Here is a 13583-nt window from a genome sequence, read left to right as displayed (position 1 = left end):
AAAGTAAAGAAGGAAGAGAAAATAAAAAGAGAAAAGACAATACCAGAGTCTATTGACAAGCGCATCACAACTTAGTTCAGAATGATGGAAATACGACGCAACAAGACCCAACTAGCGCGACAATAAAAATGAAAATGCCACCAATTCAGGTGGCAAAAAAGCAGAACATACTCGAAGTCCCATCGGCAAAATTTTAATGTCCGTTCTCACGCGGGCGTATACCTATCTTGATTACTTCGGGCGGATAGTAATTAAGGTAGGATCTCCAAATACTATCCATATTGGCATGCTTATCGAATTGCGTTTTCAAGTAGGCCTGATCAATCGCACTCAGCGACATTTTTGAAATATAGACGCCACTATCAGTCCACTGTAGTTCGTCCAATTTTTCAAAACGAATTTTTCCATTCAGGTTTCCCAGTACGGGCTCGGATTGCACAATACCAGAAAAAATAGTGGGCGCCATGATGGTGACGTACTTAGGATTACTCCTGATAAGCTTGGCTACAGAAATCGGATCAGGCTCGACGATAACTCGACCCAACTTACTCATTTCATCAACAATAGACAGGTAAGCCGGGCCGTAATCATAAGCCCGAACCACCACCAATTTCATCTCTGAACGCGCAATAATATCTTTGGCACTGTGTAGCGGCGGAAATTGGCCATCAATAGAAATCAAGGCTGCGCGTAACTGTACAAAAGGAAAAAAAGTACCAAACTTATCGCGACGCGTCGTTTTCACAGCGCTGACTAATAAATCTGATTGCCCAGTCTCGAATAAGATTTCCTGGCGATTTTTGGGTACTAGCGTATATACGAATTTACAGTTGCTCTTCGCTTCTATCGCGCTCAGTACTTCAGGTAGTATGCCTGAAAATTGATTCCCTTTTACCACCACGGTATAGCTGTAAGCCGATACAGGAACCTGGATGGGACGAGAACATCTTGCATAAACATTTTGCGCGCACAAAAGCATCACTGGTATTAAGATCAACCGAAGAGCTTTATGCTTATGCTGCTTACCCAATTGTATGCTGTCGTACATAAAAAGTCGCTTGATGGAAGGAGACAATTCAATCCGGCATCACTCTTGACTCACAAAAAGTCACGCTTAGTAAAAATCCCAAGCGTGGCGCTTTTGATGCGGGCTCACCGAAAGTAGGCTGCAGTAATTAAATCATTTTGCGCTTAAATTTTCCGGATGCCTATGCCCGGCAATCGAAAAAAAGTAATTTATAGAAGTCCATCATCATAGCTGTCGGAGATAAACGACAGATTAAATAAATAACATATTCAAACCATAAGCCATTCCATTAATCTGACCAAGGATTTGCATCGCTGCTCCGACAAAATATAGGAGAACATCATGGCATATCCTATACTAACGAGCGGAGAAAAAAAGCAATTCTTGAATCGACTCACACTATCAAGGAGCACCACATGCACTATTTAAAACCACAATCAGCCTTAGCTTCATTAATGAAATTGCTTAGTTTTCTCTTGATGAGCTTCACCCTTATCAACGCTACATGTATGGCGCAATCGAACTCACCCGCAACCAACCCCAAGTACGATGCAGATGCGGCCAAACGTATGGGCGCTGATCAGCGAGGTATGCGTAGTTATGTTTTGGTGGTACTGAAAACCGGCCCGAATAAAGTGGCTGCTGGCAAAGAACGCGACGAGATGTTTGCCGGCCATTTTGCCAATATGAAACGGCTCGCAGCGGAAGGGAAGCTGGCTTTAGCCGGTCCATTTGATGGCGTAGATGGTTGGCGAGGTCTATTTATATTCGCGGTCAAAGATATTGAAGAGGCCAAACAATTGACAGCGACCGATCCAGTGATCATCAAAGGTGAGATGATAGCCGAATATCACAAGTGGTATGGTTCAGCCGCCTTAATGGATGTGGGACGCGTACATGAGACCTTAAGCGAGAAAAATCCATAAACAGAAGCTTCCACGGGTATAAAAAAAGGGATATATGACGCGACGTATGTCCTCGTTCAGTTAAGACGAAGATGAGAACATCTCAACGCCGAGACGCGGAGATACGCAGCGAAACCCAGTAAAATCTTCGCTTTTCTCTGCGCTCCTCGGCGACTCTGCGTCGCGGCGTCGCGGCGTTGATGGGTTTTGAAGCATAACTAAGCACTTGTTCGCATAACTGACGGGCAATACAACGTAGCTTCCCCTTTTTTGTGTCGAAAAAAAATCTAAGAAGACTTCTTTTCAACTTCGATTTACATCAAAAATTATGCCTTAGCCGTCACCCGCAAACCGGCAGCATCAATCACTTGCTCTCCATCTTCTTTGCTAAAAGCGCCTAGTTGCGGCGCAGCTAAAAGATCGAGCACAAGTTCAGAAGGCCTGCATAGACGCACGCCCAATTCAGTCACGACAATAGGTCGATTAATCAAAATCGGATGTTGCAACATGAAGTCGATCAAGGCCTCGTCACTCCATTTGGCATCAGCCAACTGCAGTTCTTCATATATTTTTTCTTTCTGACGCATTACCTCACGCACAGGCAGATCCATCGCTGCGATTAATTCTTTCAAGCGTGATTTACAGGGCACTTGGACGAGATACTCAATAACTTCGGGTTCTTCACCGGTATTCCGAATGAGCGCCAAGGTATTGCGTGACGTGCCGCATTTGGAATTGTGATAAATCGTGATTGTCATGGTATTCCTATAGTGATGAAACGAGAATGGGATAAATCCAGCCGCAGCTACAGTGCATTGATATACGCTTATGGCTTAAGGTCTTTTTTTTCGATCTTTTGATGGTCATTACAAGTTGCACCGCTGCAGCAATTCTCAGTTAAGAAACCCAGTAAGGCGTTCATCACCTCGTAATTGGCACGGTAAGTAATGTAGCGTCCTTCTGGTTGCGCCGTGATCAAATTTGCGTGACTCAATTCTTTTAAATGAAACGACAAAGACGATGCAGGAATCATCAAACGTTCCGCAATTTTGCTAGCCTTCATACCCTCTTTTCCGGTTTGTATCAGCAAACGGAAAACTGCCAGGCGTGATTCCTGAGCAATCGCAGTCAAGGCTCTGATTACCTGTTTAGTCTCCATAATTCTCTTCTATCTTCTCATTAGGGTCTATTGACTTGCATCAAAGCTAGCGGAGCAACTTAGCGCAAAATAATGAGGTGCATTGTGTGCGGTGACGCTTGTTCATCGCTTTCTTAACTGAAAATTTAAAGTGTTGGCAAAGCAAGGCCTTTCAAATCACTCTTAGGCAGATCTCACATTGCATTTATTCGTCATAATTCTATAATAATGGAAATATAGAAGTAAAGATTTTTTCAGGAATTGAAAATGTATCCCCAGATATCAGCAAAAGACATAAGCAAACCCACTACTTGCGACAACTTCAAAAATAATCACAGCGAACTCAATTCGCATTGTTTCTGCATTAGCTTGGATCATGAGGCGCTAGCATTGGCGTTTCGCAAAGAAGTCGGTGATGACACCGTGTATCAATTAGTGCAAGAACGTTGCCCTCATCTATTTGCAGCACATCCGGTTTTTATTGATAGACAAAGAATCACTGAAATTCAACAACTGATACGCGGAATCGAGAGCATAGTTGCCTTACCCAGCTATCGCGCTCATGTATTGAAAAATGCACCCGCGATTGCCAGGCATAATACCCGTCATGTGCGTGGCGTTTTCTTTGGTTACGATTTCCATGTCAATCAAGAAGAATTAGGTCTGATAGAAATCAACACCAATGCGGGTGGCGCAATGCTCAATGCGATGTTGGCCAGAGCCCAACGCGCTTGTTGTGAAGCGGTGCAGCAGACACTCATGTCGGGCACGCAAATTAGTCATTTCGAGACCGACATTATCGCTATGTTTCAACAAGAGTGGCAGCTTAGTGGAAAACCGTCGCGTTTAAAACGCATTGCAATCGTGGATGAAAATGTAAGTGCTCAATATCTTTACCCAGAGTTCTTACTCTTTCAAAATTTATTCAAAAAGCATGATATCGACGCAGTGATTTGCAATCCGGATCAATTGTTTTTTGAAAATGGTATCGTCAATTATCGAGGTAAGCCCATCGATATGATTTACAACCGCCTGACCGATTTTTATCTGGAACAAGCTCAGCACCAACACTTACATCAAGCGTATTTGAGCGATGCCATCGTGATGACGCCGCATCCGCAGGCTCATGCTTTGTATGCCGATAAAAGTAATTTGGTGATCTTCAGTAGTCATCAGGAGTTAGAAGCCTTGGGCGTGCCATCAGAAATCCAACATCTATTACTGAAATATGTGCCGCATACAGAATTAGTCAGCGCAGAAAAAGCCGACTTTTTGTGGAAAAATCGACGTCAATTTTTCTTTAAACCCTGCACCGGTTTTGGTAGTCGAGCCGCCTATCGCGGAGACAAATTGACGACAAGAGTATGGCAAGAAATTCTGGCCGGAGACTACGTGGCGCAGACCTTGATTACTCCCGGAGAACGCTGTTTATCGAATATCGACGGCGAAGGAAAAATGAAATTTGATTTACGGGCTTATACTTATGCGGGCAAACTACAATGGCTGGCCGCGCGCCTCTACCAAGGCCAGACCACCAATTTTCGTACCAACGGTGGCGGCTTTGCTCCCGTCTATCCAGTCTAAGGAATATGCGAAATAAACAGATACAGCAAGGGATCAAATTGGACGAAAAAATTCACCTCAATTTGATCCCTTATACGCTGCGACATCCAAGCCGATGCCATATTTACAAACTATAACTTACACGCATATAAACAAAACGGCCGGAGCGACCAAATGGTGAGAAATTAGAAAATGAAGTAGCGCCCGTGGTATTCAAAGCGGGCAAGCGCGGATCGGCGTAGACATCAAACACATTGTCGGCACCAACAGCGACCTTGAACTTTTTACTGAGTTGATAACGAAACTCGATATCCACCAAAGTTTTCGGTGACAAGACTTGATCCAGTGCCGCCGTTGTTCCCGGATCTAAGACTTCACCATAACGAGTCGCACGCACAGTGGAAGCGTAATCACCTAATTTCCAATCGACGCTGGCATTGATTTTATTCCGTGGCTGTCCTCGCTCCAAAGACAAAACATTAATTCTGTCAAACAACACCGGAGCTGGCGTCAATGCTGCTAGCTGCGCCGTCTGCGGTACTTTGGTAACCTCCGTTTTTGTAAAATTTCCCGCCAAAGTAAAATCAAATCGGCCGGCAGATTCGGTCAACAAGGGCCAGTTAGAAACGATATCGACACCCTTGGTTGTCGTGTCTACACCATTAATAAAAAAACGCCCACCACCGACGCCTATGAAGCCTTGCGCCGTCAAATAATTACGGACATTGGTGGCAGTTAGATTTTCAGATAAAACGATGCGATTACTTAATTGAATACGATAGGCATCGACGGTGACCCCTAACTTACCAAAGCTAAATACCGCCCCGAAAGATTGATTAAAGGATTTTTCTGCATCCAGTGGTTTTGCCCCCAAAGCGACAGCGGCAGGATCAGTGGGTTTAAAGGTCGTGATTTCGAACGGTACGCCATTGATAAAATTCGTGGCTGTAGAAGTGAAGAATTGCTGTTGTGGCGAAGGCGCTCTGAAGCCGTTTTGGACTGAGCCACGCAAGCCAAATTCTTTATTGAAATCATAGCGTGTCGCGAATTTTCCGGTCACATTGCTACCGAAATCGGAGTAGTGTTCAGCGCGTATCGCTGCCGATGCTTGCCACTCTTTGGTGAAATTGGTTTCCAAATCAATATACGCACCAATTGCGCTACGATTATTATTCGACGCATTGGCTGGGGTGAAACCGGGGAAGACTTGGGCACCGGGTGCCGTCGGCAGACCACTACTTAGTTTTTCGCCACCAAAACGGTACGAATCTGGCTCGCCAGCGAACAAGCTATATCCTTCACGACGTGCTTCAAAGCCTGTCGCAAAACTTAATGGTCCTGCCAATTCTGGCATAGTAAAACTGCGCACCGCGGATAAGTTGAATACCAATTGATCATATGCAAAGCCACCGGCAAAGAATTGCTTTTTACTGGAAGGACCAATCGAACGATTAATCGTGTCCTTAATCGTGAACTGCATTTTATTTTTGCCGTAACCTAAAGAAGCATCCATATCCCACATGCCCGCCGTCCAACTCACTCCTCCTGTCGCACTATAGTCATCGACCTGAGGTGCTATCTTGGGCAAAAAACCATCGGGATAAACGCTAATGATATTTTGATCTTGTAAAGGACGACGGAAGAAGCCCGCTGATAAGGCGTCGCGTCTTTGGTAACTAGACCACGCATACAATTTAACGCCATCACCTATCGTTTCACCCGCGTTGACGAACACCGACGATTGATTTAGATCCGGTTCACCATACCAGGCGTTAAATCGATTCGCTGTTTTTTCTTTAGGGTCGAATGCACCATTAATTAAAGGGTATTGCTGACGGAAATCCCAACCAGCACGCTCTGTATTTTTTTGATCTTTAAATTCTGCTGCGACAGTGACAAAGCCAGTCTCACCAAAAGATAAGCCCTTCCACAAACTGACGGTAGCAGTATTGCCATCATGCCGACTGCGCGAGGTACCCGGTGCGGTCCAGCTTGCGCCAGTTGGCGTCGTACCTGGTAGGTAATCGTATTCTGTAATCCGTTCCCCATAACTCGCCGTCACTTCACCACCATCTCTATCCTGACGCAAGCGCAAGTTAATAACGCCCGATAAAGCGTCCGACCCATATTGCGCAGAAGCGCCATCACGCAGCACTTCGATATTTTTGACGATCGCGGTAGGTATGGTATTTAAATCGACCGCGGCAGCACCACGTCCAACTGTGCCATTGACATTCACCAATGCCGAAGAATGGCGTCGCTTGGAATTCACTAACACCAAGGTCTGATCCGGCCCCAATCCGCGTAAAGTCGCCGGGCGTATCGTATCCGTACCATCGGTCAAACCGGGGCGAGGGAAGTTCAAGGAAGGCAAAGCGACCGACAGCGCTTGATTGATTTCACTCACCCCCATATTTTTCAGTGATTCCCCAGAAATCACATCGATAGGTGCAGAAGTATCGGTTGCAGATCGATTGGGCATGCGTGTGCCTGTCACGATCACAGCGACTGGCTTCTCATCCGTTTTTGTCTGATTAACTGCTTGCGCGTGAGAGCTTTGTACTAGCGTGAAAGGCGCGATAAACAAAGAAGAAATTGCGATAGCGAGAACTGGTTTTTTAGGACTGAAGTGCTGCATTGAAGACCTCCAAACAAAAAATCTCACGAAGTGAAAAAACAGAAATGGGGTGTGCAGACGTGCGAGAACGTGAATCCATCATGACATTAAGAAAATTTGAAGTCAATTAACGCCACTTAGATACAACAGTAAATTGAGGTATATCGCTAACTAGCTGAAATACGCACACAAATAGAGCGACAATAGCTGGTCTGCAAACTCACCTAGTACAGCATGTTTGAAACCGATGCCATAAATCATATAAACAATTTTACAATCAACTTAGCCAATAATGTCCAACACAACAAGTAATCCGCAGCAGTTATTCTCGCCCGCATGTGCCAGAAATCAGGCGCCAATCTTGGAACAGTTGACTGTATTTTTTAAGTCCTCTAGAACGGTCTTGGAAATCGGCAGTGGCACAGGTCAGCATGCCGTCTTTTTTGCTCGACACTTACCGCATATTACTTGGCACACCAGCGATAGAGCAGAAAATCACCCTAGCATTCTGGCCTGGCTTGCGACTTATGAAGGAAAAAACCTACTGCCACCAACCCATTTAGATGTCGCCCTATCAGCATGGCCCACACAGGAATTTGATGCGGCCTTTAGCGCCAATACCTGTCACATCATGGCATGGCCTGAGGTCGAGCATATGTTTCGGGGCGTATCTCGGATACTGCGTTCGGATGGCATATTTGCTATTTATGGCCCATTCAATTACGACGGTCAATTCACCAGTAGCAGCAACCAGGCTTTTGACGCCTCGCTTCGATTGCAAATGCCGCACCGTGGCATTCGCGATATCGCCGACATGCGTCAGTTAGCAACAAAAACGCATATGCAACTGACGGCAGATATTGCCATGCCCGCCAATAATCGTCTTTTGATATTTTCCAAAGTGGCTGCTTGATCGTTTCGCTTTAGTTTTAATTGCAACTATCTATCTTGCACTCTATGATTGATCCAAGTTATGACGCCACAATTCAATACGCTTGCGATGTTCACCGGCGTATCTGTTTAATATTTGATACAGGCAAAGTAATCACGAATAAGCTATTTTCAGTGTAAATTGGGCTCCACAGCGCAAAAATCACAGGACAGAAAATGATACCAACTATGCCGCAGACAAGCACGCTATGGCGAGGTTCAACGCACTTGAGCGCCCTGTACAAGTCGATAAAAAACATCACCGTCGCATTGTTGTTTGGCTTGATTTTGTTGGCATGGCATACCAGTTCAGCACAAACTGTAACGCCTTTAAAATTATGCTTCGAAGATACGCCGCAAGCGCCATGGACTATGCCTGACGGCACGGGCTTAAATATTGAATTACTAAAGCGAGTAGCACTACAGTTAGGTGAAAAATTTGAGTTTTCCGCCAAACCCTGGAAACGCTGCTTGGATGAATTAAAAACCGGCGTACAAGATGGTGTTTTTGGTTCAGCGGTGTCCGCCGAACGTCGGCAATTCGCCCTATTTCCCAGCAATCCTGATGGTTCCGATGACAGTAGCGCCGCATTGAATGAAGATCATGCCCGCGTCTACATCCGCAATGGCAGCAAAGTAAGCTGGGATGGCAAAAATCTGATCAATGTGAACCAGCCTGTCCTAGTTCAGCGCGCCTATCTGGTTGCCAACATCTTGCAACAAAAAGGATTTCAAGTCCGGGAAGTCCGCACTATTCACGAAGCCTTGCAGCTACTCGCCTCAGGCAAAGCTGAAGTCGCTATCTTGCAGGGCGCAGACGCCGAAAATCTGGTTAAGCTTGATTCAAACTACAGGCAAAAGATCCTGAGCATCACACCTCACTTTCTTTATTTACCTATGTATCTGCCTATCAACCAACAAACTTATGCACGGGATCCAGCTCGCATTCTGGCCATCTGGAATATGATACGTCAAGTACGCGCTACACCCGAGTACAAGCAATTGATGAACGCTGCTGGGGTTTACTGAGCCGTTCAAACTTGCTCTTTCGAGCCCAAATGAAAGAGCCTAAATAGCGATAAAATTTTACAATTTTTCATATAAGTTAAATTGAATTCTTGGTACATCTCTTTTATATTAAGTTAGCAGTCCCCCCATTCCCTTAATTTGGAGTTCAGCATGAAAAAACTGGTTCTCGCCCTCGCTCTTATCTGTCCCGCAGTGATGGTACACGCAACGACCGCACAACAATCCAAAATGACTTCTTGCAATAAAGACGCCACTGGTAAGAAAGGCGATGAGCGCAAAGCCTTTATGAAAGAATGTTTATCAGCCAAACCAGCAGCCAGCGAAGAAAAAAAGATGACGCCACAGCAGGAAAAAATGAAATCCTGTAATGCTGACGCTAAAGGCATGAAAGGAGATGAGCGCAAGAAATTTATGTCTACATGCTTAAAGAAATAAAGCAAGGCATGAATTTATAGTCACAAGACAAAAAGGGCTCGCATTGGAGCCGTGATCGCATCTAGTCATCTCTTGCATTCGCCCGAAACAAGCTAAATAGTTTCGGGCGAATTTGTTTTGTAAGTGGCAGACAAAAACCCGTCGAGCAACAAGCAAATTTTCGTAATAGCGCGATTATTTCTGTTTAGATCGCGCTTCCTCGCATGCAGTTGTAATCAGGTCAAAGCGATAGTCGTTCAGCATCTGCATCAGCTTATCCGCCACACTGACACCGTGCAAGTCAACAATCTTCCTAATCGCGGTACAAGTCAATTCCAGGTCAAGTTGTTCTGCTGCGTTTTGTAATTGCAGCAAAAGCTCATCAGATAAGGGCGACAAATCAAACTCATATTCAAGCTTCTCATCAGCCAACATTTGCGCATACTGGTAACGTAAATCCAATAAGCCACCCATGACCTCGAACAATAAATCTTGATCTACTGGCTTTCTCAACATCTGATCACATCCTGCATCCAGTATGGCTTGCCGGTCTTCCTCAAAGGCACTTGCGGTCAGAGCGACTATCTTTACCTCTTTACCGCCAGGCAGCTGCCGTATCAGTCTGGTCGCCTCATAACCATCCATCACAGGCATGCGCATATCCATCCAGATCAGTTGTGGCTGCCATTGTGTAAATATCTGCACCGCGCTCTGTCCATTGTCCGCGGTTTGTGCCTCGATACCAATCAATTGCAAGACTTGACGTACCAGTTCACGATTATCGTCTTTATCGTCAACCACCAAAATCCTGAGCTGTTTAGGATCTTGTTCTAAACCTATGATTTGGCGTGGCGCGCTCACTGTCGCCGGACTAAAGTCACTGACGCGCGTCAGGGGCACACTGAGAATAAATGTACTACCTAGCCCTAATTGACTCTCCACATCCAATTTAGCCCCCATCAAGCGTGCGCACTCACGACTGATGACCAAACCCAAGCCTGTACCTTCGCCTTTATTAATGCCCACTTCGGTCTGATAAAACGGTTGAAATAAGTGATCCAGGTCATCATTGGAGATGCCCGGGCCCGTATCACTGACGGAGAAACAATAGTGATCATCATTCGCTTGCACCCGCATACTGACACCGCCGTGTTCTGTATATTTCACCGCATTTCCCAAAAGATTCAGCAAAATCTGCCGCAAGTGTTGCTCGTCACCTTGTACAAAACGCGGCAAGTCTTCAGGCAAATAGGACTGAAACGACAAAGATTTTTGCTGTGCTTTTAAACGTATCATGTCACTGACTTCAGCTAGCACAGCAGGCAAATCAAAGGTCGTTACTTTGCTGTCGCCATAGCCTGTTTCTATACGTGAAATTTCCAACACATCATTAATCAACGCTAACAAATGTTGGCCTGCATTATTGATGGTAGCGAGGTTGCGCCTGCTATCCTCGGCGATACCGGGATCACGATCGAGTAATCGAGCAAATCCCAAAATAGCATTGAGTGGCGTACGAAGTTCATGACTCATGTTAGCTAAAAATACGCTTTTAGCACGATTCGCGGCCTCCGCTTCTTCTTTGGTTTTCGCCAACTGATGGGTGCGAACTTCCACCAGATCTTCTAACCTATGACGATAGCCATCCAACTCAATATCACGCCGTTTACGCTCGGTAATATCTTCACCGGCTTTTAATACACCAATTACCTCACCATGGTCATCACGTAATAGTGAGGAATGCCAGGCGATATCCCTTACTTCACCTGTATGTGTGACAATTTGATTTTCATAGTATCCAAGGTGGGTAATGTCACCACGCATCATCCTGGCAAAATCCATTCTTGCCTGCTCCCCAGCAAGCGCAACTGGCCGGCACAGCTCAAACCAATTTTTACCCAACAACTGCGCCTCCTGCCAACCCAATACCTGGCTACCTTTACGGTTCAATTGAATGACATTCGCCTCTTTATCTAAAGCGACTATCATCGCCTCCACGGTATCTAAATAATTCTGCGCACGATCACGTTCTCTACGTAAGTTCCGCTCTTCTCGTTGGCGCTCAAGTTCCGCACCAGCGGCATTGCCAACCAATTGTAAGACAGCTCGAATATGTTCCGTGTGTTGCAGACTTTGTTCGTGCAATACAGCGATCAAGCCTATGGTTGTTCCATGTGAATCCTGTAGTGGCACGCCGATATAAGCTTCCGCCCGTATGCCAGCTAACAGCGAAGATTTAGGAAAGTGCTGTTGCACTGCCTGCGGATAGCTTCCGTCTTTCCGCTGAAGTACAAACTGACATGGCGTGTCGTCTAAGGCGTACGAAAAATTGGCGAGTATCTGGCCATGAGCATAGGCTGTCACCGTCTCCACCATCGTGGCATCAGATCCCAATTTTCCTATAAACACGTAATGCAAATCCAACATCTTGCCCAGATGCTGAGCCAGCGCGGGGAGGAAATCCATGTGCTGCCCGGTCCAGACGCGCTGAGCGATAAAATTCAGCAGATCGTCGATATGCTTACGTTCGGTAATATCCAAGAAACTCCAGACCCGACCAGTCGGTTTCTCATTCATCATCATGGGTCTTACAACGCGCTCGATAACCCTACCATCTTTGAATTGCAATTGATCAATTAAGACCTCTTCCGGGTGCAAATACAGACGCTCAATCTGGTTCACAAAACCCTCAGGATCAATCAGTTGCTCCTTCACTGCATTGCGCATTGCCTTTTGATTGCCATCGATCACAATATCGGGTGGGATTCCCCATATCTGTGAAAACCGTTGATTGGCATGTACACCTAGCCCTTGATCACTGGTAACCAAAATCCCGTTTTCGGTGGCCTCCAAGGTATTTTTTAGGACAAATAACGTCTCTTCGCGACGCCTCCAATCTGCATGTACACGTGTGGCTGCGGCACCGGTCAACAAGGCAAAAATCAACATGACAATACAGGCCAAAACGACTTGCTTATACCAAGGCGTTAAGGTCTCTTGCAAACCCAAACCCACACCTAGCCAGTACGGATAGATACGCAAATGCCTTAACGTGTAAATACGTTCAACATTATCAGCCTTAGAGGTTTCTATCATATTGACAGGGGAATTATTCTCTTCCATCTTGTCAATAAATGCTTGCACAGAAAGGCGCTTACCACTGATGTTAGGATCACTGGCGACTGGATAACGTACCAGATTCAAATAATCCTTATCCGACACCAAGGTGACAGTAGAATGTTTTCCCAATTGCAGTGCCGAAAACAGATCCAAGAATTTACTTAATTCAACGCTGGCAAACACGACACCTGCAAACTTGCTTTCGGCATCCCGATATGCCCGCGCGAACACGATTACTAGGCGCCCCGATACCCGCCCTGTGGTCGGTTTGGATCTGACTAAACCCAAATGAGGGTTGGCTTGTAAAGTTAAGAAATATTCGCGGTCAGCTATATTCAAAGGTGCGATGCCGCTGCCCGATAAAGCATACGATCTGGCACGTCCATTCACATCAGAAAACCCTATGCGACTAATACTAGGAACTTGTTCCACCATACGCGCCATCAGGGCATCGGCCGCGGTCTCCGTCAACTGATCTCGAAGTAAGGAGTCCTCCAACTTATTCACCATCGCAATCAGTGAAAGATCGACCTGACTGAGCATACCAGACACACTGTAATCTAGCGTCAAGGTGACGTTATCAGTCTGTGCCCGGGCATTTTCTAAATGCTGCCGGTAACTTACCCACAGCACTAGCACCAGCACCAGCGCAAACAGGCAATTGGCTATCCAAAAAATCGTGGTTAATCCTGGTCTAAGCGCTGTTTGGCCAGATCGTGTCATAGGCGTCCCATGTGGTATTGAGCTTGCACTATTCTACCGAATAGATCACAAAAAAAATGCACTTCGAGCTTGCATCCATCTTTCAGATGTCAAAACCAAGAAGTGCATTAGATTACA

General features: G+C 45.7%; 10 protein-coding genes. 5 read left to right on the top strand and 5 right to left on the bottom strand.

What is annotated here, in order from left to right:
• Nucleotides 1–193: 193 nt before the first annotated feature.
• A complete protein-coding gene (locus AC1RR2_RS03690) occupies nucleotides 194–973 on the bottom strand; it encodes a type 2 periplasmic-binding domain-containing protein (protein ID WP_493220945.1) in 780 nt (259 codons plus the stop codon).
• Between the two features lie 470 nt (nucleotides 974–1443).
• Between AC1RR2_RS03690 and AC1RR2_RS03685 the strand changes: the two genes are divergently transcribed.
• Nucleotides 1444–1953 (top strand): YciI family protein, encoded by a 510-nt coding sequence (locus AC1RR2_RS03685; protein WP_493220944.1) that lies wholly within the window; start codon nucleotides 1444–1446, stop codon nucleotides 1951–1953.
• 305 nt (nucleotides 1954–2258) lie between these two features.
• Here the strand turns inward: AC1RR2_RS03685 and arsC are convergent, their stop codons facing one another.
• Together arsC and AC1RR2_RS03675 are read right to left on the bottom strand one after the other, a co-directional pair.
• Nucleotides 2259–2690 carry an arsenate reductase (glutaredoxin) gene (arsC, locus tag AC1RR2_RS03680; RefSeq protein WP_493220943.1) on the bottom strand — a complete coding sequence of 144 codons (432 nt, stop codon included), beginning with the start codon at nucleotides 2688–2690 and terminating at the stop codon, nucleotides 2259–2261.
• Nucleotides 2691–2758: 68 nt separating this feature from the next.
• On the bottom strand, nucleotides 2759–3091 hold the full coding sequence (locus AC1RR2_RS03675) for an ArsR/SmtB family transcription factor (protein ID WP_493220942.1): 333 nt from the start codon (nucleotides 3089–3091) through the stop codon (nucleotides 2759–2761).
• 246 nt (nucleotides 3092–3337) lie between these two features.
• On the opposite strand from AC1RR2_RS03675, the gene AC1RR2_RS03670 reads away from it, so the two are divergent.
• Nucleotides 3338–4654: a hypothetical protein gene (locus AC1RR2_RS03670; protein ID WP_493220941.1), complete on the top strand. Its 1317-nt coding sequence runs from the start codon at nucleotides 3338–3340 to the stop codon at nucleotides 4652–4654.
• Between the two features lie 103 nt (nucleotides 4655–4757).
• Here AC1RR2_RS03670 and AC1RR2_RS03665 read toward each other — a convergent pair whose 3' ends face one another.
• Nucleotides 4758–7271: a TonB-dependent receptor plug domain-containing protein gene (locus AC1RR2_RS03665; RefSeq protein ID WP_493220940.1), complete on the bottom strand. Its 2514-nt coding sequence runs from the start codon at nucleotides 7269–7271 to the stop codon at nucleotides 4758–4760.
• Between the two features lie 271 nt (nucleotides 7272–7542).
• Here AC1RR2_RS03665 and AC1RR2_RS03660 point away from each other — a divergent pair, with 271 nt between their 5' ends.
• From AC1RR2_RS03660 to AC1RR2_RS03650, 3 genes are all read left to right on the top strand, one after another.
• Nucleotides 7543–8163, top strand: coding sequence for a DUF938 domain-containing protein (locus AC1RR2_RS03660; protein ID WP_493220939.1), 621 nt, complete (start codon nucleotides 7543–7545; stop codon nucleotides 8161–8163).
• A gap of 194 nt (nucleotides 8164–8357) precedes the next feature.
• On the top strand, nucleotides 8358–9209 hold the full coding sequence (locus tag AC1RR2_RS03655; RefSeq protein WP_493220938.1) for a transporter substrate-binding domain-containing protein: 852 nt from the start codon (nucleotides 8358–8360) through the stop codon (nucleotides 9207–9209).
• A gap of 150 nt (nucleotides 9210–9359) precedes the next feature.
• Nucleotides 9360–9644: a PsiF family protein gene (locus AC1RR2_RS03650; RefSeq protein WP_493220937.1), complete on the top strand. Its 285-nt coding sequence runs from the start codon at nucleotides 9360–9362 to the stop codon at nucleotides 9642–9644.
• 174 nt (nucleotides 9645–9818) lie between these two features.
• Here AC1RR2_RS03650 and AC1RR2_RS03645 read toward each other — a convergent pair whose 3' ends face one another.
• The gene (locus tag AC1RR2_RS03645) at nucleotides 9819–13466 is read right to left on the bottom strand and encodes an ATP-binding protein (protein ID WP_493220936.1); all 3648 of its coding nucleotides are present in this window, start codon (nucleotides 13464–13466) and stop codon (nucleotides 9819–9821) included.
• Nucleotides 13467–13583: the final 117 nt, after the last annotated feature.

The sequence above is a fragment of the Undibacterium sp. GW821-FHT11H02 genome (assembly GCF_058808015.1).
This window is presented reverse-complemented; position numbering and strand designations above follow the sequence as displayed.

What these genes read in the sequence shown, in the direction of transcription:
- AC1RR2_RS03650 (WP_493220937.1), top strand. Translation starts at nt 9,360, where the DNA reads ATGAAAAAACTGGTTCTCGCCCTCGCTCTTATCTGTCCCGCAGTGATG.
- AC1RR2_RS03670 (WP_493220941.1), top strand. Translation starts at nt 3,338, where the DNA reads ATGTATCCCCAGATATCAGCAAAAGACATAAGCAAACCCACTACTTGC.
- AC1RR2_RS03645 (WP_493220936.1), bottom strand. Translation starts at nt 13,466, where the DNA reads ATGACACGATCTGGCCAAACAGCGCTTAGACCAGGATTAACCACGATT.
- AC1RR2_RS03685 (WP_493220944.1), top strand. Translation starts at nt 1,444, where the DNA reads ATGCACTATTTAAAACCACAATCAGCCTTAGCTTCATTAATGAAATTG.
- AC1RR2_RS03665 (WP_493220940.1), bottom strand. Translation starts at nt 7,271, where the DNA reads ATGCAGCACTTCAGTCCTAAAAAACCAGTTCTCGCTATCGCAATTTCT.
- AC1RR2_RS03655 (WP_493220938.1), top strand. Translation starts at nt 8,358, where the DNA reads ATGATACCAACTATGCCGCAGACAAGCACGCTATGGCGAGGTTCAACG.
- AC1RR2_RS03675 (WP_493220942.1), bottom strand. Translation starts at nt 3,091, where the DNA reads ATGGAGACTAAACAGGTAATCAGAGCCTTGACTGCGATTGCTCAGGAA.
- arsC (WP_493220943.1), bottom strand. Translation starts at nt 2,690, where the DNA reads ATGACAATCACGATTTATCACAATTCCAAATGCGGCACGTCACGCAAT.
- AC1RR2_RS03660 (WP_493220939.1), top strand. Translation starts at nt 7,543, where the DNA reads ATGTCCAACACAACAAGTAATCCGCAGCAGTTATTCTCGCCCGCATGT.